Origin of the sequence: Amycolatopsis lexingtonensis, from assembly GCF_014873755.1 — a bacterium.
Taxonomy (GTDB): domain Bacteria; phylum Actinomycetota; class Actinomycetes; order Mycobacteriales; family Pseudonocardiaceae; genus Amycolatopsis; species Amycolatopsis lexingtonensis.
In genome coordinates this window covers 7,555,679-7,575,388 of sequence record NZ_JADBEG010000001.1, presented here as the reverse complement: position 1 = coordinate 7,575,388, position 19,710 = coordinate 7,555,679, and the positions used below count along the sequence as shown (strand labels likewise).

General features: G+C 71.6%; 18 protein-coding genes. 8 read left to right on the top strand and 10 right to left on the bottom strand.

Features of this window, described 5'->3' with window-relative positions; all coding sequences use genetic code 11:
- Positions 1-71 precede the first annotated feature (71 nt).
- Positions 72-257, top strand: a complete 186-nt coding sequence (locus tag H4696_RS34925; protein ID WP_086856476.1) for a CsbD family protein — start codon at positions 72-74, stop codon at positions 255-257.
- A gap of 42 nt (positions 258-299) precedes the next feature.
- Here H4696_RS34925 and pyrE read toward each other — a convergent pair whose 3' ends face one another.
- The 4 genes from pyrE to H4696_RS34905 all read right to left on the bottom strand — a co-directional run bounded on the left by pyrE (position 300) and on the right by H4696_RS34905 (position 4,906).
- Positions 300-863, bottom strand: a complete 564-nt coding sequence (pyrE, locus tag H4696_RS34920) for an orotate phosphoribosyltransferase (protein WP_086856475.1) — start codon at positions 861-863, stop codon at positions 300-302.
- A 27-nt stretch (positions 864-890) separates the two neighbouring features.
- A complete protein-coding gene (locus H4696_RS34915) occupies positions 891-3,338 on the bottom strand; it encodes an ABC transporter permease (RefSeq protein ID WP_086856486.1) in 2,448 nt (815 codons plus the stop codon).
- The gene (locus H4696_RS34910) at positions 3,338-4,072 is read right to left on the bottom strand and encodes an ABC transporter ATP-binding protein (RefSeq protein ID WP_169734817.1); all 735 of its coding nucleotides are present in this window, start codon (positions 4,070-4,072) and stop codon (positions 3,338-3,340) included. Before H4696_RS34910 ends, H4696_RS34915 begins: the two co-directional genes overlap by 1 nt.
- Positions 4,073-4,147: 75 nt before the next feature.
- On the bottom strand, positions 4,148-4,906 hold the full coding sequence (locus H4696_RS34905) for an SDR family NAD(P)-dependent oxidoreductase (protein WP_086856474.1): 759 nt from the start codon (positions 4,904-4,906) through the stop codon (positions 4,148-4,150).
- A gap of 70 nt (positions 4,907-4,976) precedes the next feature.
- Here H4696_RS34905 and H4696_RS34900 point away from each other — a divergent pair, with 70 nt between their 5' ends.
- The gene (locus tag H4696_RS34900) at positions 4,977-5,798 is read left to right on the top strand and encodes a hypothetical protein (RefSeq protein ID WP_086856473.1); all 822 of its coding nucleotides are present in this window, start codon (positions 4,977-4,979) and stop codon (positions 5,796-5,798) included.
- A 4-nt stretch (positions 5,799-5,802) separates the two neighbouring features.
- Here the strand turns inward: H4696_RS34900 and H4696_RS34895 are convergent, their stop codons facing one another.
- The 4 genes from H4696_RS34895 to H4696_RS34880 all read right to left on the bottom strand — a co-directional run bounded on the left by H4696_RS34895 (position 5,803) and on the right by H4696_RS34880 (position 11,201).
- Positions 5,803-6,558: a type III secretion system chaperone family protein gene (locus H4696_RS34895; RefSeq protein WP_086856472.1), complete on the bottom strand. Its 756-nt coding sequence runs from the start codon at positions 6,556-6,558 to the stop codon at positions 5,803-5,805.
- A 177-nt stretch (positions 6,559-6,735) separates the two neighbouring features.
- Positions 6,736-9,330: an ATP-dependent chaperone ClpB gene (gene clpB / locus H4696_RS34890; RefSeq protein ID WP_192782695.1), complete on the bottom strand. Its 2,595-nt coding sequence runs from the start codon at positions 9,328-9,330 to the stop codon at positions 6,736-6,738.
- Between the two features lie 97 nt (positions 9,331-9,427).
- Positions 9,428-10,615 carry an MFS transporter gene (locus H4696_RS34885; RefSeq protein ID WP_086862911.1) on the bottom strand — a complete coding sequence of 396 codons (1,188 nt, stop codon included), beginning with the start codon at positions 10,613-10,615 and terminating at the stop codon, positions 9,428-9,430.
- A gap of 100 nt (positions 10,616-10,715) precedes the next feature.
- On the bottom strand, positions 10,716-11,201 hold the full coding sequence (locus tag H4696_RS34880; RefSeq protein ID WP_086862912.1) for a MarR family winged helix-turn-helix transcriptional regulator: 486 nt from the start codon (positions 11,199-11,201) through the stop codon (positions 10,716-10,718).
- 254 nt (positions 11,202-11,455) lie between these two features.
- Between H4696_RS34880 and H4696_RS34875 the strand changes: the two genes are divergently transcribed.
- The 6 genes from H4696_RS34875 to H4696_RS34850 all read left to right on the top strand — a co-directional run bounded on the left by H4696_RS34875 (position 11,456) and on the right by H4696_RS34850 (position 18,039).
- Positions 11,456-12,631 carry a globin domain-containing protein gene (locus H4696_RS34875; RefSeq protein WP_192782694.1) on the top strand — a complete coding sequence of 392 codons (1,176 nt, stop codon included), beginning with the start codon at positions 11,456-11,458 and terminating at the stop codon, positions 12,629-12,631.
- A 247-nt stretch (positions 12,632-12,878) separates the two neighbouring features.
- On the top strand, positions 12,879-14,054 hold the full coding sequence (locus H4696_RS34870; protein WP_420831523.1) for a globin domain-containing protein: 1,176 nt from the start codon (positions 12,879-12,881) through the stop codon (positions 14,052-14,054).
- A 19-nt stretch (positions 14,055-14,073) separates the two neighbouring features.
- Complete coding sequence (locus H4696_RS34865) at positions 14,074-14,790, top strand: dienelactone hydrolase family protein (RefSeq protein WP_086862913.1); 717 nt, start codon at positions 14,074-14,076, stop codon at positions 14,788-14,790.
- A 145-nt stretch (positions 14,791-14,935) separates the two neighbouring features.
- Positions 14,936-15,694 carry a lytic polysaccharide monooxygenase gene (locus H4696_RS34860; RefSeq protein ID WP_192782693.1) on the top strand — a complete coding sequence of 253 codons (759 nt, stop codon included), beginning with the start codon at positions 14,936-14,938 and terminating at the stop codon, positions 15,692-15,694.
- Positions 15,691-16,230 carry a DUF305 domain-containing protein gene (locus H4696_RS34855; protein WP_249027060.1) on the top strand — a complete coding sequence of 180 codons (540 nt, stop codon included), beginning with the start codon at positions 15,691-15,693 and terminating at the stop codon, positions 16,228-16,230. The genes H4696_RS34860 and H4696_RS34855 overlap by 4 nt, the downstream gene beginning before the upstream one ends.
- 234 nt (positions 16,231-16,464) lie before the next feature.
- Positions 16,465-18,039 (top strand): ABC-F family ATP-binding cassette domain-containing protein, encoded by a 1,575-nt coding sequence (locus H4696_RS34850; protein WP_086861926.1) that lies wholly within the window; start codon positions 16,465-16,467, stop codon positions 18,037-18,039.
- A 50-nt stretch (positions 18,040-18,089) separates the two neighbouring features.
- Here the strand turns inward: H4696_RS34850 and H4696_RS34845 are convergent, their stop codons facing one another.
- Positions 18,090-18,515: a heat shock protein transcriptional repressor HspR gene (locus H4696_RS34845; RefSeq protein ID WP_086861925.1), complete on the bottom strand. Its 426-nt coding sequence runs from the start codon at positions 18,513-18,515 to the stop codon at positions 18,090-18,092.
- Positions 18,516-18,520: 5 nt separating this feature from the next.
- Positions 18,521-19,690, bottom strand: a complete 1,170-nt coding sequence (gene dnaJ / locus H4696_RS34840) for a molecular chaperone DnaJ (RefSeq protein ID WP_086861924.1) — start codon at positions 19,688-19,690, stop codon at positions 18,521-18,523.
- Positions 19,691-19,710: the final 20 nt, after the last annotated feature.

Sequence of the window (19,710 nt, the reverse complement as noted above, 5' to 3'; positions counted from 1 at the left end):
ATCACGCGTCGTGGTGGTCCTTCCGCTAACAGGGTGCCCCGCCGGGGCGCCGTCGGAACGGGAGGTGCCCCATGTCGCTGGGCGACAAGATCAGCAACAAGGCCGAGGAACTGGGCGGCAAGGCCAAGGAGGCGGCCGGCAACGCCACCGGTGACGAGCAGCTGCAGGCCGAGGGCCAGGCCGACCAGGCGAAGGCCGGGCTCAAGGGCGCCGTCGAGAACGTGAAGGACGCCGCGAAGGACCTGTTCAAGAAGTGAGCCACGCGGACCGGGGACCTCAGCGGTCCCCGGTCCCGGGCGTCAGTTCAGCCCGAGGTCGTCCAGCCCGAGGATGTACCGGTACTCGAGGCCTTCCTTCTCGATGGCCTCGCGCGCGCCGGTGTCGCGGTCGACCACCGTCACCACGCCGATCACGGTCGCGCCCGCCTCACGCAGGGCCGCGACGGCTTCGAGCACGCTGCCGCCGGTGGTGGAGGTGTCCTCGACCGCCAGCACGCGCTGGCCGCGGACCTCCATGCCCTCGATGCGGCGCTGCATGCCGTGTTCCTTGACCGACTTGCGGACCACGAAGGCGTCCAGCACGACGCCGTCGGTGGCCGCCGAGTGCAGCATCGCCAGCGCGACCGGGTCGGCGCCGAGGGTGAGGCCGCCGGCCGCCACGTAGTCCCAGTCCGCCGTCAGCTGGCGCAGGAGCTTGCCGATCAGCGGCGCGGCCGCGTGGTGCAGCGTCGCCCGCCGGAGATCGATGTAGTAGTCGGCTTCCTTGCCGGACGCCAGGGTCACTTTTCCGTGCACCACGGAAAGATCGGTGACCAGCCTGGCCAGTTCGAGTTTCGCCGCTTGATCCAACCCGGGGTTCGCCACGGCCGAGAGTCTTACACACGCCCGTTCTCACTCCCCGATCGATGTGGCGTCGACCGCACGCCCGCGCGTCGCCGCCCAGGCCGGGACGAGGATCGCGACGAGCGAGAGCACCACGGCGATCGCGAGCACCACCAGGTAGACCGCGAGCGGTCCGGTCGGCAGCACCGAGCCGCTCACCACGAGGCAGAACGGCACGATCGCGCCGGCCGCGGTCGCCGTCCCCAGCAGCACGGCGATGGTGGCGATCAGCCCGCCTTCGATGCCGGCCATGCGCAGCACCTGGCCGCGGGTGAACCCGCTCAGCCGCTGCAGCCCGAACTCACGCCGCCGGCGCGAAGTCGCCATCACCAGCGTGTTCACCACCGAAATGACCGTGTACGCGATGATCATGCCGACGAGCAGGTAGTTGACCCAGGCACCGACCTCGTTGCCCTTCGCGTGCGCCGCGATCAGGGTCGCCCGGTCGCCGACGAACACCGGTGACCCGGCGGTCGCTTCGCGAAGGCGTGCGGTCAGCGTCGCCGGGTCGACACCGTCGGCGGCGCGGACCAGCAGCTGGGGCGCGAGCCCGATCGTCGTGTGCGGAGCCAGCAGCCCGGCGGGCAGCACGAGCTTCTCGAACCCGGCGCGCTGGCTCACGACCGCGGCCACCCGCACGTCCACCGGCGCGCCGTCGCCGAGCCGCAGCGACAGCGTGTCGCCGACCTGGCGGCCGAGCGTCGCAGGCACCTCGACGGCGTTCCCGGTCAGCTCGCTGACGCCGAGCACGGGCCAGCCGTCGTCGCCCTGACCGGAGTCGAACGGCTTCTCGATGAACACCGTGCTCGTGACGTACTCCGACGCGCTCGCGACCCCCGGCGTCGAGCGCACCCGGCCCAGCACCGACGGGTCGAGCCCGCTCGGCGCGGCGACGACCGCGTCCGCGCGCAGGTCCTCGGTGTACGCCTGGTTCGAGACGGCTTCCTGGGTGGTCTGCAGGTAGATGTTGGCGGTCGCGATGCCGACCGCGAGCATGATCGGGGTGACCGCGCCCGCCGTGCGCACCGCGCCGACGCGGGTGTTCAGCAGCGCGACCCGGCCGTTGACCCCGGTGATCACCCGCACCGGCCAGCGCAGCAGGGACGCCATCAGCTTCGTCACGCCGGGGCTGATCGCCGCCAGGCCGAACGCCCACAGCATCACCGCCGGGCCCGCCGTGCTGGCCGCGACCGGGCCGGTCATCACGGCGACCGTGACGATGGCCAGCGCCGTCCCGCCGGCGAAGCAGAGGAGCGCGGTGACCAGCCGGATCGGCGTCAGCCAGCGCCGCTCGACGGCGGCTTCGGCGAGCGCTTCGGTCGGGCGGACCTTCGACGCCCGCCGTCCGGCCACGACGGCCGCGGCCACGACGGCCAGCAGCGACGCGCCCGCCGCGACGATCGCCGGGATCCAGCCCTGCTCGAACCGCAGCACGTCCGGCACGACGTGGTTGTCCGCGAGCCGGCCGAACAGCCAGTTCCCGAGCACCGGGCCGAGCACGACCGCGGCGGCCACCGCGAGCAGGCCGACGACGAGCGCCTCGCCGAGCACCATCCGCCGCAGCTGGCGCGGGGTCGTGCCGATCGCGCGCAGCAACGCGAGTTCGCGCTGGCGCTGCTGGGTCGACAGCGTGAGCGTGCCCGCGACGACGAACACCATGACCATCGCGGACAGCCCGCCCGACACCGCGGCCAGCACGATCAGGTCCTCGCCGCTCTTGCCGACCTCGGGGAACTCCAGCACACCGCGGTCGACGCCGGTCGTCACGACCCCGGCGTCCCCGACGGCCGCGGTCACCGCGGCGACGTCGCCGCCGAAGACACCGATGGTGTCGAAGCGCCCAGGGTGGCCGGAGAGCCGGTCCGCGTCCGAAGGCGCGAAGAACACCGCGGAGTCGCGCATGGCCTGCGGTGCCTCGGCGATCCCGGAGACGCGGTACTGGCCGACGGTCCCGTGCGCCGCGATCGGCAGCGTGTCCCCGGCGGCGAGCCCCAGCCCGGCGTCGACGACGACTTCGCCCGGCTTCGGCGCGTCGCCCTTCAGCGTGTACGGCGTCAGCACGGCGGAATCCCAGGCGTGGCCCAGCGCGCTCGCCGCGCCGATCTGCGCCGGGAAGCTGACCTCGCCGACGACGTCGGTGACGCCGGGGACCGCGCGCAGGCGCCCGGCCAGCGCCGCGTCGAGCCGGACGCGCTCGGGCAGGGTCGCGTTCTCGAACTTGTGCTTGTCATCCGCGTCGAGGGTCGCCGGGTCGTCCTTCGGCAGCTTGAGCGTCTGCTGCCCGCCGACGATGATCGGCGCGGCGGCCAGCCGCTGCACCGGCGTCTCCGACCGGATGCCCGACTCCATCAGGCCACCGCACGCCGAAACGATCAGCGCGCCGAAGAACACGGCGACGAACGTCGCCAGGAAGCCGCCCTTGCGCAGGCGCAGCGTCCGCATCGCGAGGGAGAACATCACGCCGCCACCCGGCCCCACGCGCCGAGGTGGGTCATCCGCTCGGCGACGGCTTCCGCGGTCGGCCGCGCGAGGCGTCCGGCGATCCGGCCGTCGGCCAGGAACACGACCTCGTCGGCGTAGGACGCGGCGACCGGGTCGTGCGTCACCATGATCACCGTCTGGCCGGACGAGGAGACGGAGTCGCGCAGCAGGCCGAGGACGTCGGCGGCGGTCCGGGTGTCGAGCGCGCCGGTCGGCTCGTCGGCGAACAGCACGGCCGGGTCGGCGACCAGGGCGCGCGCGATCGCGACGCGCTGCTGCTGCCCGCCGGAGAGCTGACCCGGCAGGTGCTTGCGGCGGCCGTCCAGCCCGACGTGCGCGAGGATCCGCGCCACCAGCCGCTTGTCCGGGCGTTTCCCGGCCAGCTGCAGCGGCAGCACGACGTTCTGCTCGACCGTCAGCGCCGGCAGCAGGTTGAACGCCTGGAAGACGAACCCGACGCGGTCGCGCCGGAGCTTCGTCAGGTAGGTCTCGCTCTTGCCGTCGAGGTCCTGGCCGTCGAGCACGACGCGGCCCGACGTCGGCCGGTCGAGGCCCGCCGCGCAGTGCAGGAACGTGCTCTTGCCCGAACCGGACGGGCCCATCACCGCCGTGAAACCGCCGCGCGGGAAGGAGATCGAGACCCCGTCCAGCGCGGCCACGCCGCGGTACTCCTTGCGCACGGCCTCGAGCCGAACCGCCTCAGTCGTCATGGGGAAAACGCTATTGAGGCAGCCCCCGGACCACCCTGGTGCGCACGCGCCTCTTCGAGGTGGGGACAGCCCTACTCAGGTTCGGCCGCGGCCGCCGCTGATCCGGCGCAGCACCGCGCGCGGCAGCAGGCCGCCGATCGCGACGACGGCCTTGTACTGCAGGCTCGGCACCGAGATCACCTTGCCGCGACGCAGGTCCGCGAGCGCTTCGCCGACCACTTGTTCGACACCCAGCCAGGCGATCTTCGGCCCGGGCTTGCCGATGCCGGCCCGCTCGTGGAACTCGGTCGCCGTGAACCCGGGGCAGAGCGCCATCATCCGGATGCCCTTGGGCAGCGAAGCGGCGATGCCCTCGGTGAACGACGTGACCCAGTTCTTGCTGGCCGTGTACGTCGAACCGCGGCCGCTGAAGAACCCCGCCACGCTGCTGACCTGGATGATGTCGCCGTGGCCGCGTTCGATCATGCCGGGCAGCACCGCCCGCGTGAGCCGCAGCACGGCGGTGACGTTGACGTCGAGCTGGCGCTGCAGCGCGTCCGGCGGAATGGTCCAGAAGTCGCCGTTCAGCCCGAACCCGGCGTTGTTCACCAGCAGGTCGACCGGCCCGGCGGCGAGCCGCTCCTCGACCGCGGTGCGTCCCTCCACTTCGGACAGATCGGCGGGCAGCACTTCGACGGCGACACCGTGCTTTTCCCGCAGTTCGGCGGCATACGCGTCCAGTCGCGCGGCATCGCGGGCGACGAGCACCAGGTCGTACTTCTCGGCGGCGAGCGTGCGCGCGAACTGCGCGCCGATGCCCGCGGTGGCTCCGGTGATCACGGCGGTGGTGGTCATGTGGGTGAACCATACCCGCTGGTCAGAGCCTGAGATGCGATCGATTCGACGGCGAAGTATCGTCCGGCGCATGGGTAAGCACAGCAAGCGGAAAAGCGGCTACCTGCCCAAGGTCGCCGCCGGTGCGGCGCCCGTCGCACTGCTCTTCGCGGCCCCCGCGGCGGCGCTGGCGAGTCCCACCGACATCACCCTCCCGCTGGACGGCACCTCACTGCCCGTCGACCACCAGCACGCCGGCCGGCTCGACGGAGACGGCCTCACCGCGTCCCGCCGCGACGTCTTCGGCAAGCAGGTCGGCGAAGCCCGGGTCCTCACCGACCTCGGCGAGGCCGCGGGCGCCGCGCCGTCCGGGGCCTTCGCGAGCCGGGCCGGCCGCCAGGACCTGCGGGTCGGCCAGGTCACCGCGATCGCCGGCGACGAGCAGCGCCTGGCCGGCTCGACCGCGCCCGCCCGGCTCGGCACGGGCGACAGCGCGCACCACGGCGTCTGGCTGGGCAACGGCGTCGACGTGCTGAGCGAACACGCCGAGCAGGTCGACAGCGGGCTGAGCCCCACGGGACGGTTCGCCGGCGACCTCACCGGCGGGCTCGCCGTGCGCCGGTCCTCCGGGCAGGCCGTCGACCTCGGCCGGTTCGGCGCGGTCGGGACGTCGTCGGAGCAGCACGCGAGCGGGCAGTTCGCCGGCGACCTGGACCTCGGCCAGCAGCACGAGCTGGGTGGTCAGCTCGGCCCGGCCGAGGGCCTGGTGAAGGCGTCCCACGACCTTTCGTCCGGCTCGATCAGCGGCGACCTCGGCCTCGACCACGTCGTTCGCGTCCAGGGCGGAACAGCCTCGGTGCGCGGCACCCTCACCCCGTCGTTCTCGGGCAGCCTGTTCGACCGCCCGCTCTGAACCCCTAGTCCTGCGGCGGGTCCGCGGGCGGCTGCTGGACCGGCGTCCCGGCGGCCGGGGTGGGCGGGTTGCCCCCGATGGACGGGATCGGCGCGCTCGCCTGGTGGCGGCCCGCGTCGTAGTCCTCGTCGAACGGGTCGACGATGTCCGCGATCTCGCCGAGGTCGCGCAGCAGCCGCTCGAGCCGCGAGGGCCCGGCGGTCGGGACGACGCTGGCGAGCACCCACTCGTTCTCCAGCCACGCCACGCCGACGTCGCCGCCGAGCTGGTCCGCGGCGTCGACGAGCTCCTGGGTGATCACGACGCGGGCGCCGTCGGCGTCGTCCGCGAAGGCGTAGCGCGAGCCGATCGGGCCGAGCATCTCCGGCATGTCGGCGCGCTGGAAGGGCACACTGGACAGCCACATCTCGATCGGGATCCGGTGCTTCTTGTTGCAGCGCACGGCGACGACGACCGCGGGGATCTGCCCCTCGGACTCGATGTCGAAGATGAACACCGGGCGGCGGCCGTCGGAGGTGAAGGTCGAGCCCGCGACCACGTTGACGGCGGCGTCCGCGCCGAAGTAGCCGATCGCGCCGCCGGACCACTGCTGCGGCAGCCGTTCGTCCTCCTCGACGAACTGCCAGCCGCGCAACTGCGCCCAGCGCATGCGCTCGCGGTTGCGCGAGCCCTCCTTCGCCCGGTCGGCCGCGAGCAGCCCGAGGCCCGCCACCAGGGCGACGGCCGCGATGACGAACCAGATCCACGCCGGAATACCCACGACGTGCAGGGTATCGCCTGCTAGGCCGAAGAGCTGAGGGCCGGTACCCGTGTCGCCGGGCCCGTTCGGACCAATTCCCCCTCCACAAGTCGACAAGTCTCTACTGTGGACGCCCGCGAAACGCCGTGAAGGCCTCCTTCCCGGGCAAAAAAGCCGGTAAGGAGGCCTTCACGGATTTCAGACGCGGGTGACGGTCAGCGAGTCACCGGCTTCCAGCTCCGGGATGTCGACGCGCACCGTGTCGCCGTCGCGGACCTCGCCCGACAGCAGCTCCTTCGCCAGCTTGTCGCCGATCGCCGACTGGACCAGCCGCCGGAGCGGGCGGGCGCCGTAGATCGGGTCGAAGCCGTTGAGCGCGAGCCACTCGCGGGCGCCGTCGGTGACCTCCAGGTGCAGCCGCCGCTGGGCCAGCCGCTTGGCGAGCCGCGCCACCTGGATGTCCACAATGGACGTCAGCTGCTCGGTGCCGAGCGAGTGGAACACGACGATGTCGTCGAGCCGGTTGAGGAACTCCGGCTTGAACTGCCGCTGCACCACCGAGAGCACCGCGTCGTTGCGCTGCCGCTCGTCGAGCGACGGGTCGGCGATGGCCTGCGAGCCGAGGTTCGACGTCAGGATCAGGATGGTGTTCCGGAAGTCCACCGTCCGGCCCTGGCCGTCGGTCAGCCGCCCGTCGTCGAGGACCTGCAGCAGCACGTCGAAGACGTCCGGGTGGGCCTTCTCCACCTCGTCCAGCAGCACCACCGAGTACGGCCGGCGCCGGACGGCCTCGGTCAGCTGGCCGCCCTGGTCGTACCCGACGTAGCCCGGCGGGGCACCGACCAGGCGCGCCACCGAGTGCTTCTCGGCGTACTCGCTCATGTCGATGCGCTGCATCGCGCGTTCGTCGTCGAACAGGAACTCCGCCAGCGCCTTCGCCAGCTCGGTCTTGCCGACGCCGGTCGGGCCGAGGAACAGGAACGAGCCGGTCGGGCGGTCGGGGTCGGCGACGCCGGCCCGGCTGCGGCGCACCGCGTCCGAGACGACCTGCACGGCCTCCTTCTGCCCGATGACCCGCCGGCCCAGCTCGTCCTCCATCCGGAGCAGCTTGCCGGTCTCGCCCTCCAGCAGCCGTCCCGCCGGGATGCCGGTCCACGCGCTGACCACGTCCGCGACGTCGTCCGCGCCGACCTCTTCCTTGAGCATGACGTTCTGCTGGCTGGCCTCGTTCGCCGCGGTGGCCGCTTCGAACTCCTTCTCCAGCGCCGGGATCCGGCCGTAGCGCAGCTCGGCGGCCTTGCCGAGGTCGCCGTCGCGCTCGGCGCGTTCGGACTCGCCGCGCAGCTGTTCGAGCTGCTCCTTGAGCTCGCGGACGCGCTCGATGGAGCCCTTCTCGTTCTGCCAGCGCGCGGTCAGCGCCGTCAGCGTTTCGCGCTTCTCGGCCAGTTCGCTGCGCAGGGCGGCCAGGCGCTCCTTGGAGGCGGAGTCCTCCTCCTTGCCCAGCGCCATCTCCTCGATCTCCATGCGGCGCACGGCGCGCTCGACCTCGTCGATCTCCACCGGCCGCGAGTCGATCTCCATGCGCAGCTTGGACGCGGCTTCGTCGACCAGGTCGATCGCCTTGTCCGGCAGGAAGCGCGCGGTGATGTAGCGGTCGGACAGCGTCGCGGCGGCGACCAGCGCGGCGTCGGTGATCCGGACACCGTGGTGCACCTCGTAGCGCTCCTTCAGCCCGCGCAGGATCGCGATGGTGTCCTCCGGCGACGGCTCGCCGACGAGCACCTGCTGGAAGCGCCGCTCCAGGGCGGCGTCCTTCTCGATGTGCTGGCGGTACTCGTCGAGCGTGGTCGCGCCGACCATCCGCAGCTCGCCGCGGGCGAGCATCGGCTTGATCATGTTGCCCGCGTCCATCGCGCCCTCGCCGGTGGCACCGGCGCCGACGATGGTGTGCAGCTCGTCGATGAAGGTGACGACCTCGCCCGCGGAGTCGGTGATCTCCTTGAGCACGGCCTTCAGCCGCTCCTCGAACTCACCGCGGAACTTCGCGCCGGCCACCATCGACCCGAGGTCGAGGGCGACGACGCGCTTGCCGCGCAGCGATTCCGGCACGTCCCCGGCGACGATGCGCTGGGCCAGCCCTTCGACGATGGCCGTCTTGCCGACGCCCGGCTCGCCGATCAGCACCGGGTTGTTCTTGGTGCGCCGCGACAGCACCTGCACCACGCGGCGGATCTCGGTGTCGCGGCCGATGACCGGGTCGAGCTCGCCGTTGCGGGCGCGCGCGGTCAGGTCGACGCCGTACTTCTCGAGCGCCTTGAACGTGCTCTCCGGGTCTTCGCTGGTGATCCGGGCGGAGCCGCGGACCTTGACGAACGCCTCCTGCAGCGCGTCCGGCGTGGCGCCGTGGCGCTTGAGCAGGTCGGCGACCTGGCCGCCCTCGGTCGCGAGCCCGACGAGCAGGTGCTCGGTCGAGACGTACTCGTCGCCCAGCTCGGTGGCGAGCTTCTGGGCGCGGGTCAGCGACTTGACGGCGTGGGTGTCGAACTGCGGGCTGGACACGGTCGCGCCGGTCGCCGAAGGCAGCGCCGCGATGAGCGGCTCCAGCTCCTTGTGCACCACCTCCGGGTCGGCCCCGACCGCGGTCAGCAGCGGTGCGGTGAGCCCCTCACCCTGCGCCAGCAGGGCGCCCAGCAGGTGCGCGGCCGACACGTGCGGGTTGCCCGCCATCGTGGCCGCCTGCGCCGCCGACGAGATCGCCTGCTGGGTCTTCGTGGTCGGGTTGAAAGCGTCCATCCCTCACCTCATGCTCGATAACTCGAAAAGTCCTGGTGACCGGCCTGACCATGACCCGTCACTATCTCTAACGCACGAAAACTTGAGTCTGTTCCGCTCAACTCTGACCCGGTGCCACGGCGCTCGCCGGCAGCCGCGAACCCAACGTTCCGAGCCCGGCCACGGCGAGCCCGGCGCACGTCCCGACCAGCACCCAGGGTAACCAGTCGGCCACCGAAAACAACGCCACCACGACCGGCGCGATCACCTGCGCCACGGTGAACGCGTACTGGTAGGCAGCCAGATAACGGCCGCGGGCCACCGGAGGTGCCGCCGCCTCGGCCAGCGCCCCCGAGCGCGGCCCGAAGACCAGGTCGCCGGCGGCGAACACCAGCGTCGACGCCAGCAGGTAGATCACCTGCCAGCCGGCGGGCACCAGCAGCACGCCGAGGCTGACCAGGCACCACGCGGCGAACAGCGCCGAACCCACGCGCATCGCCGCGATCCGCGTCAGCCGCGAGGTGAGGCGCAGCGCGGTCGTGCCGCCGACGCTGGTCAGCACGGTCAGCAGGGCGAGGATCGCGCCGGGCAGCCAGGCCGGGCCGTGCAGCCGGTCGAGCACGAACACCGGCATGCCGATCAGGAAGAAGTCGAGCGACAGCCCGAAGAGCCCGCTGAAGAGGATCAGCGCGAGGTACGGCCGGTTCCGGAGCACCCGGACCGGCCGCTCGGCGTGCCCCTTGGCCGGGCGCGCCAGCCGGACGAAGAACAGCAGGATCACAGCCGCCACGCAGAACGTCAGCGCGTCCAGTGCGACCGCGATGCGGTACCCCGACATGCCGGCCCACGTCAGCAGCGCACCCGCCGTGAGACCACCGAGGCCGAAGCAGCCGGCCCGCACCATCCCCACTTCGGCGAACGGCCGATCTTTCGGGACGTCGCCCGCGACGTCGGCGATGAGCACGAACAGGGAGCTGTAGAACAACTGCTGCCCGGTCGCGAGCAGCACCGCCGCGACCACCACCGGGCCCGGGCCGTCGGCGACGAGGTACGCGCCCGCCCCCGCCGCCTGGAGCAGCTGGGCGCCGATCACCACCGTGCGCGGCCCGACGCGGTCGACGAGCCGTCCGGCGAGCGGCGGCACGACGAGGCCGCCGATGGTGCCGAAGGTGACCGCCGTGCCCGCCACGACGAGGGGCACCCCGACCACCCGGGTCACGTAGACCAGGGCCAGCGGGAGGAACAGACCCGAACCGAAGTTGTCGATCCCCAGCGCGCACAGCAGTGCGACCCGGCTATGCGTCACCCACCGAAGGTAACCCCGGAAATCGCCGGCCGGTCAGGCCCGAACGGAGACTTTCCGGCCCGCGAAAGTCCACTGCGGGTGGCTCTCCGAAGGCGCCGCGTCACTTGACCGAGGCGGCCTGACATTCGTCGCTGCCGAGGGCGCGGCGGAGGTCCGCGTTCATCCCCGCGAGCCGCTCGGTGAGCTCGGTGACGCGCTCGTCGTCCCAGCCACCGAGCGCTTTCTCCATGAATTCGAGGTAGTTGGCGCGCCAGCGGGCGAGCTCGGCCCGGCCCTTTTCCGACACGCTCACCAATGACGCCCGGCCGTCTTCGGGCGCGGGACGGCGGTCGATCAGCCCGGCGGCGGAAAGCTGGGCGATCTGCCTGCTCACCACGGACAGGTCGACGAACCGGCGCTTCGCCAGTTCGGACGGCCTGGCCTCGCCGTTCTTCGCCAGGTCCGAGAGCAGCATCGCGGCCGCCGGGTGCAGCCCGGGCTCGCTCTGCCAGGCTTGCATGATCCAGGCGTGCTGGAGCTGGGAAGCGGTCTTCAGCTCGCGCATGAGCTCGACCCGGACGTCGTCGTCGATGTCGTCGAAGCCCATCGGAACCTCCTATAGTTGTGCAATACAAGTTTATTGCCGGACGCTTGCTCTGGGCAACCATCCGGCCGGTGAGGTCGCCCACGCGCGACCGGGGGAAATACACCCGGTCGGAGCAACAATGCGGGCAAAAGGCCGCCCGGCGGCTACCCTGCGGACGGGCCGAGCGCGCGGCGCGTTCGGGTGACGTTGAGTGACGAGGTGGCAGCAGTGGCGATGGACCCGGGAGGCGGTCCCCGACCCGTGAACACCCGCGCATGACAGCCGATTCCGTCAGCCCGCTCCCGCGGTCGTCGACCTCGCGCGAAGCTCCCGCCGCGGTCGCCGCGATGGTCAAGCTCATCCGGGACAGCTGGGCCAAGTCCGAGCCGTACATCGCGGACATCTCGCAGTTCTTCTACGGGATGCTGTTCACCCTCGCGCCGACCACGCGTGACTTCTTCCCGATCAACATGGAGATCCAGCGCGGCAGGCTGGTGCGCGCGCTGGTGCACATCGTGCAGATGGTGGACCGGCCCGACGACCTGGCGCCGTTCCTGCGCCAGCTCGGCCGCGACCACCGCAAGTTCGGCGTGGTGCCGCGGCACTACGAAGCGGTCGGGACGGCGCTGCTGGCGTCGCTCAAGAACCACCTCGGCCGGGAGTGGACGCCCGAGGTCGAACGGGCGTGGGCCGAAGCCTTCACGATCGCCGCGCGCGCCATGCAGGACGCGGCCGCGGCCGACCAGAACCCGCCGTCGTGGCAGGCCACCGTGGTCGAGCACCGGCGGCTGACCTGGGACCTCGCCCTCGTCCGGCTGCTGCCCGAGCGGCCGGTGCCCTACCACCCCGGCCAGTACATCAGCGTCGAGGTGCCGCAGCGGCCACGGCTGTGGCGCTACCTCTCCCCGGCGAACGCGCCGCGTGAGGACGGCGGCATCGAGTTCCACGTCCGCGCGGTCGACGGCGGCTGGGTCTCCCGCGCCATCGTCAGCCACACCCAGCCCGGCGACGTCTGGCGGCTCGGCCCGCCACTCGGCAGGCTGACGGTCGACCGCGAAGCGTCACGGGGAGTGCTGATGATCGCCGGCGGGACCGGCGTCGCGCCGCTGCGCGCGATCCTCGACCACCTCGCGCTGTGGGGCGAGAACCCCAAGACGCACCTCTTCTACGGCGGACCGGCCCGCGAGGACCTCTACGACCTCGAAGAACTGCGCGCGCTCGCGGCCACCAACCCGTGGCTCACCGTCTCGCCGGTGGTGGAGCGCGGCGGCGACGTCCCCGGGTTCGAGCAGGGGACGCTGGCCGAGGCCGTCACGCGCTACGGCGCCTGGGCCGGCCACGACATCCTCGTGTCCGGCTCGCCGTCGATGATCCGGGCGACGGTGTCGCGCATGCTCGTGGCGGGCAGCGCACTGGACCAGATTCAATACGATCCGTTCACGATCGACTGATTCCCGTAACACCGGAAAGGCAATACCCCTGTCCGGTGAACATTTCACTTGAGTGATCGTTTTTACGCACCGCCAGATCGAGTTGACCGCTTGTGGCCAAATTGGTCCGTTCGAGCGGGACCGCGCGCAATCACGCGCATCTGCACGGGAATACGCCTAGAGTCGGGAACCCTCGGGGGCGGCACCGCGACAGCGACGCCGCATGGACGGCGTTTTACCTGTGCACGACTGGAGATTACCGTTCCCGATGAATGCTGAATCCGTGAAGATCTCCGCGCTGCCCGAAACACTTCCCGTTTCGGCCGTGGAAGGTCGCGAGCTCGCTCGATTGATTCGTGAAAGTTTTGCGGCCGTCGAGCCGAGAGCCGACGAACTGGCGCAGTACTTCTACGGCGCGTTGTTCGTGATCGACCCCGGTTGCCGCGACTTGTTCCCGGCGACGATGACGACCCAGCGGAGCAGGCTGCTGCGCGCGCTCGTGTACGTCGTGCAGATGGTCGACCGCCCCGACGAGCTGGCCACCTTCCTCGGGCAGCTGGGCCGCGACCACCGCAAGTTCGCCGTCGTCTCCCGCCACTATGACGCCGTCGGGCTCGCGTTGATCTCGACGCTCAAGCGGTTCCTCAGGGAGAAGTGGACGCCCGAGGTCGCGTCGGCGTGGACCGCCGCGTACGGGCTCATCGCCAAGACCATGCGCGAGGCGGCCCAGGCGGAGACCGGGCCGGCGGCGTGGTCGGCGACCGTGCTGGAGCACCGGAAACTCGCCCGCGACGTCGCGCTCGTGAAGGTGCGCACCGAGGGTCTCCTGCCGTACCGCGCCGGCGGGTACGTCAGCGTGGAGGTGCCGCAGCGGCCGCGGTTCTGGCGGTACCTGTCCCCGGCGAACGCACCCCGCGGCGACGGCCTGCTCACGTTCCACGTGCGCGCGGTGCCCGGCGGCTGGGTCAGCGGCAGCATCGTCAACCACACGAGACCGGGCGACGTCTGGCGCCTCGGGCCGTCGATGGGCGCGCTCGACGTGCGGCCGACCACCACCAAGCAGCGGCTGCTGATGATCGGCGGCGGCACCGGGATCACGCCGTTGCTGGCGATCCTCGACGACCTTTCCCGGTGGCAGCGGAACCCGCCGGTGCACCTGTTCTTCGGGGGCCGAAGACCGGAAGATTTGTACGCTTTGGACGATCTGCGCCGGATGGCGGCGACGTCCAAGTGGTTGACGGTCACGCCGGTCACCGAAGAAGGCGCGGTGGCCGGCGGCGACCGCGGCACGCTCGCGCACGCGGTGACCCAGCGAGATTCGTGGCGGAACCACGACGTCCTCGTTTCCGGCTCGCCGTCGATGATCCAATCCACCATCGCCGAGCTGCTCGCCAAGGGGATCGACCTGGACCGGATCTCGTACGATCCGTTCACGCTGGACTGATCGCGCTATCGTCGCCGATATGGAGACGACGATTCCGGTTTCGGACGGCACCATCGGCGGTTACCTGGCGGAGCCCGCCGGCGAAGGGCCACACCCGGGCGTGGTGCTCATCCACGACGCGTTCGGGTTGAGCCAGGACACGAAGAACATCACCGACCGCTTCGCCGCCGAGGGGTTCTTGGCGCTCAGCCCGGACATGTATTCGCGCGGGGGCATGCGCCGCTGTGTGCGCCGGGTGTTTTCGGACATGTTCGCCAACCAGGGACGAAGCTTCGACGACATCGAAGCGGCCCGCGCACTGCTCGCCGCCCGCCCGGACTGCACGGGCCGGATCGGCATCGCCGGCTTCTGCATGGGCGGCGGCTTCGCCCTGGTCGCGGCGTCTCGTGGCTTCGAGGCGTCGGCGCCCTACTACGGGCAGCTCCCGAAGAACCTGTCGGTGCTCGACGACGCCTGCCCGGTCGTCGCCAGCTTCGGCAAGAAGGACTTCTCCCTGCGCGGCGCGGCGGCCAAGCTCGAGACGGCGCTGACCGAGCGCGAGATCCCGCACGACGTCAAGGAGTACCCGGGCGCGAGCCACGGGTTCGCGAACAAGATCGACGTCGCGCTGCCGCTGAACCTGCTGCTCAAGGTCGTCGGGTTCACCTACCACCACGAGGCGTCGGAAGACGCGTGGCGCCGGGTGACGTCTTTCTTCGGCGAACACCTGCAGCAACCGGCGCGACCTTCGCACTGAGCCGAGCGGAGCAGCGAATTCGTCGAACGGCGGTAGTTCGTTGACCGTTGTGCCCGAATCGCCTTATGGTCTAGACCACATCTTCCCCGGATGTGCTCGTTCGTCCTCCCTCCGGAACAGAGCTGTTCCCCCTCGAGGAGCCGAAATGACCTGGAAACGCAAGCTCTTCGCGGCCGCCGCCGGTGCCCTGCTCGCACCGGTGCTGGTCGTCGTCCTCCCCGCCGCCACCGCGAGTGCCCACGGGTACATCTCCGACCCGCCCAGCCGCCAGGCCAACTGCGCGGCGGGGAAGGTCCCGAACTGCGGCGAGATCATCTACGAACCGCAGAGCGTCGAAGGCCCGAAGGGGCTGCGCAGCTGCAACGGCGGGCTGTCGCAGTTCGCCGAGCTGAACGACGAATCGAAGCCGTGGCCCGCGAAGTCCGTCGGCAGCACGGTGACGTTCAACTGGGTGTTCACCGCCCGCCACTCGACGTCGAACTACGAGTACTACGTCGGCAACACGCGCGTCGCGGTCTTCAACGGCAACAACCAGCAGCCGCCGCCGACGCTGTCGCACACGGTGAACCTGGCCGGGTACTCGGGCCGGATCAAGGTGCTGGCCATCTGGAACATCGCGGACACCGCCAACGCGTTCTACAGCTGCGTCGACCTGCAGGTCGGCGGCGGTGGCACCACGCCGCCGCCCACCACCACGCCGCCCCCGACCACGACCCCGCCGCCCACCACGACCCCGCCCCCGACGACGACCCCGCCGTCGACCGGCACCTGGTCGGCGGGCACGGCGTACAAGGCGGGCGACGTCGTGACGTACAACGGCGTGAGCTACCGCTGCCTCCAGCCGCACACGGCGATCGCGGGCTGGGAGCCGCCGAACACCCCGGCCCTCTGGCAACGCCAGTGAGAGTGGTCTTGGCCGTCGTCGCGCTGCTGCTGGCCGGATGCGGCAGCGGCGCGACCCCGGCCGCCCCGTCCCACAACGCGGCCGACGTGATGTTCCTGCAGATGCTGATCCCCCAGAACGAGCAGGGCATCGAGATCGTCCGCTTGGCCGCCAACCGGCCGGTACCGGCGTCCCTGAAGGAGCTCGCGGCGGCGATCGAGGTGACGCAGCGGACCGAGGTCGACCAGATGAAGGGCTGGCTCCGAGCCTGGAACGAGCCCGAAGCGATGGACGCGAACCCCCAGGCCCACGCCGGCCACGGTGGCATGAGGATGACGGCCCCGGACCTGGTGGGCGCGCTGAAGTCCGCACCGGCCCCGGAGTTCACCCGCAAGTTCCTGGACGTGCTGACGGGCCAGCAGCAAGGCGCGGTCGAGCTCGCCCGGACGGAGAACGGAACTTCCGGCGGCGTGAACGCCGAGGCCCGCGACCTGGCCCGCCGGGTGATCGAGTCGCGGACGGCCGAAGTGCAGCAACTGCTGAACTTCAAGACCTGACCCGCGGCGCGGAACCGCGGGCAGCCGGGAGGGGCTGCTCGCGGTTGCCCGGTTATTCACTTGGCCCCGCCCGGCCGCGCGGTTAGCCTCGCGATCATGTACTCCTGTCCCGTCTTCATGAGGTTGCGGACCCGCCGCTGACGGCGGCGCACCCACCTTTTGCCCGCCGTTCCGGTCCTTGCCGGGCGGCCGCTCCCGTGCTGCCCGGCTCCCTCCTGAGCCGCGGAGCCACCTTTGTCATCCCCTTTTTCCACCCAGCCCGTCCACCTGCGCGCGGAAAGCGTCGGCGTCACGCTCGGCTCGCGCCGGGTGCTGCACGACGTGAGCGTCACCGTTTCCGCCCGGTCGCGGCTGGCGATCGTCGGCGAGAACGGGCGTGGCAAGACCACGCTGCTGCACGTCCTCGCCGGGCTTCGCGCGCCCGACCACGGTGCCGTCCACCGGACCGGCACCGTCGGGGTCGCCCGGCAGGCACTGCCGTTCCGGTCCGGTGAGACCGTCGGGACGCTGACCACCGAGGCGTTGCGGGACGTCCACGACGCCCTGCGCGCGCTCGACGCCGCCACCGAAGATCTCGCGCGGTCGGCCGAAGGCGCCGAAGAGCGCTACGCCGTCGCGCTGGACGCGGCCACGCGCCTCGACGCGTGGGACGCCGAGCGCCGCGTCGACGTCGCACTCGAAGCCCTCGACGCCTGCGCCGACCGCGGCCGCGAGCTGAGCACGCTCTCGGTGGGGCAGCGCTACCGCGTGCGGCTGGCCTGCCTGCTCGGGGCGCGGTACGACTTCCTGCTGCTCGACGAGCCCGGCAACCACCTCGACGCCGCCGGACTGGCGTTCCTCACCGCCCGCCTGCGCGGGCACGACGGCGGGGTCGCGCTGGTCAGCCACGACCGGGCGCTGCTGGCGGACGTCGCGACCGAGTTCCTCGACCTCGACCCCAGCCAGGACGGCCGTCCGCGCCGGTACGCCGGCGGCTACGACGCCTGGCAGGACGGGCGCCGCCGCGACCGTGAGCGGTGGGTGCAGGAGCACGAGGACCAGCAGGACGCGCGCCGGCAGCTCACCGCCGCGGTGGCGCAGGCCCGCGACCGGCTCAGCACCGGCTGGCGCCCGGACAAGGGCACCGGACGGCACCAGCGGCAGACCCGCGCGCCCGGCGTCGTCCAGGCGCTGAACCGGGAACGGGCCGCGCTGGAAGCCCACCGCGTCACCGTGCCCGAACCGCCGTTGTCGTTGCGGTGGCCGGATCTCGGCGCCACCACCCGCGGGTCCCTGGTCCGGGTGGCGGGCGTCAGCGTCGAAGGCCGCCTCGACGGCCCGGTCACGCTGACCCTCGACCACGGCGGCCGGCTGCTCGTCACCGGCGGCAACGGCGCCGGCAAGTCGACGCTGCTGTCGGCCATCGCCGGCGAGCTCACGCCGACCACCGGCTCGGTGCGGCACCTGGCCGGCGCGCGCGTGGCGTTGATCGGCCAGGAAGTCCCGGCCTGGCCGGAAGATCTCACCGCCCGTCGGCTCTACGAACGTGCCGGCGTCCCGTTTTCGGCGATGGGTCTCCTCGACACTGAAGCGCTGCGCACTCCCGTCGGGCGGATGTCGCAGGGGCAGCAACGCCGGCTCGACCTCGCGCTGCGATTGGCCGGGCGGCCGGACGTGCTCGTCTTCGACGAGCCGACCAACCACCTGTCGGCGGTGCTCGTCGAGGAGCTGACCGAGGCCCTAATGGACACCCCGGCCGCGGTGGTCGTCGCGACGCACGACCGCCGGATGCTGGCGGACCTCGCGGCCTGGCCGCGGCTGGAGCTCTGACGCAAGAAGGCCTCCCCGGTCACCCGGGGAGGCCTTCGCGGTTCACTTGTTCAACGGCGCTTGGGCCGCCACACCACCATCGCCGTCTGCTGGTTGAGCGGCACGAGGTCCCGGCGGTAGGACGCGTGTGCCGCCGCCGCGGCCTGTTCGCCCGCGCGATACGCCGCGGCCAGTTCTTCGGTCAGCTCGGTGATCCGGGCCCGCAGCGCGTCGACCTGGTTTTCCAGCTCGATGATGCGCTTGATGCCGGCCAGGTTGACGCCGTCCTCCTGCGACAGGCGCTGGACTTCGCGCAGCAGCGCGATGTCCCGCATCGAGTAGCGCCGCCCGCCACCGGAGGTGCGGCCCGGCGAAACCAGGCCCTGCCGGTCGTAGGTGCGCAACGTCTGCGCGTGCATCCCGGCGAGCTGGGCCGCCACCGAGATGACGAACACCGGGGTCTCTTCGTCGCCTTCCTGGGGGATCCCGCCGAACATCCCACTCACCTGCCTTCGAGCAGCTCAGTGATCTCGGGCCGGGGGTCGTGCCCGGCCATCGCCTCGGCGTACGCCTGCAGAGCTTCGCGCGCCTTGTCGTCCAGTTTGGCGGGAATCGCCGCCTGGAGGGTGACGAGCAGATCACCTTGCGAACCATCGCGCTTGGCGATGCCCTTGCCGCGCACACGCAGCACCCGGCCGCTCGCCGTGCCCGGCGGCACCTTGAGCGAGACCTTGCCCTCGAGCGTCGGCACCGTGATCGTGGTGCCCAGCGTCAGTTCCGTGAAGTCCACCGGCACGGAGATCGTCAGGTCGAGCCCCTTGCGCCCGAACAGCGCGTGCGGAGCCACGTGCACCCGGACGTACAGGTCGCCCGCCTGCGCGCCGCCCCGGCCCGGCTCGCCCTGACCGGCCAGCCGGATCCGCTGGTCGTCGTCGACGCCCGGCGGGATCCGGACGGTCAGCGTGCGGGTCCGCGTGCTGACGCCTTCGCCGCCGCACTCGGGGCACGGGTCGTCGATGATCGTCCCGCGGCCGCGGCAGTCGCGGCACGGCTCCGAGAACGCGAAGGCACCCTGGCTGCGGCTGACCAGCCCCGAACCGGAACAGGTCGGGCAGGTCCGCGGCGACGTACCCGGCTTCGCACCGTTGCCACCGCACGTCGAGCAGGTCGCCGGGCTCGACAGCCGCAGCGGCAGGGTCGCGCCCTTGACCGCCTCGGTGAAGTCGATCCGGACGTCCGTCTCGACGTCGGCACCGCGCTGCGGCCGGTTCGCCGTCGCACCCGCCGAAGCGCGGCCACGGCCGAACAGCCCGCCGAGGATGTCCCCGAGCCCGCCGAAGCCGCCCTGCTGGTTGGCGCCGGCCTGGCCGAAGATGTCCCCGACGTCGAAGCTGCCGGTGCCACCGCCGCCGGGAAAGTTGAACCCGCCCCCGCCGCCGAACAGGCGCCGAGCTTCGTCGTACTCCTTGCGCTTGCTCGCGTCGGAGAGCACGCCGTACGCCTCGGAGACCGCCTTGAACTTCTGCTCCGCCTCCGCGTTGCCGGAGTTCGCGTCCGGGTGGTTCTCCTTGGCCAGCTTCCGGTAGGCCTTCTTGATCTCGTCCGAGGTGGCGTCGGAAGAGACGCCCAGCTCACGGTAGAAGTCCTTACCGATCCATTCCCGTGCGCTCATCGGGCGTCTCCTCCTCCCAC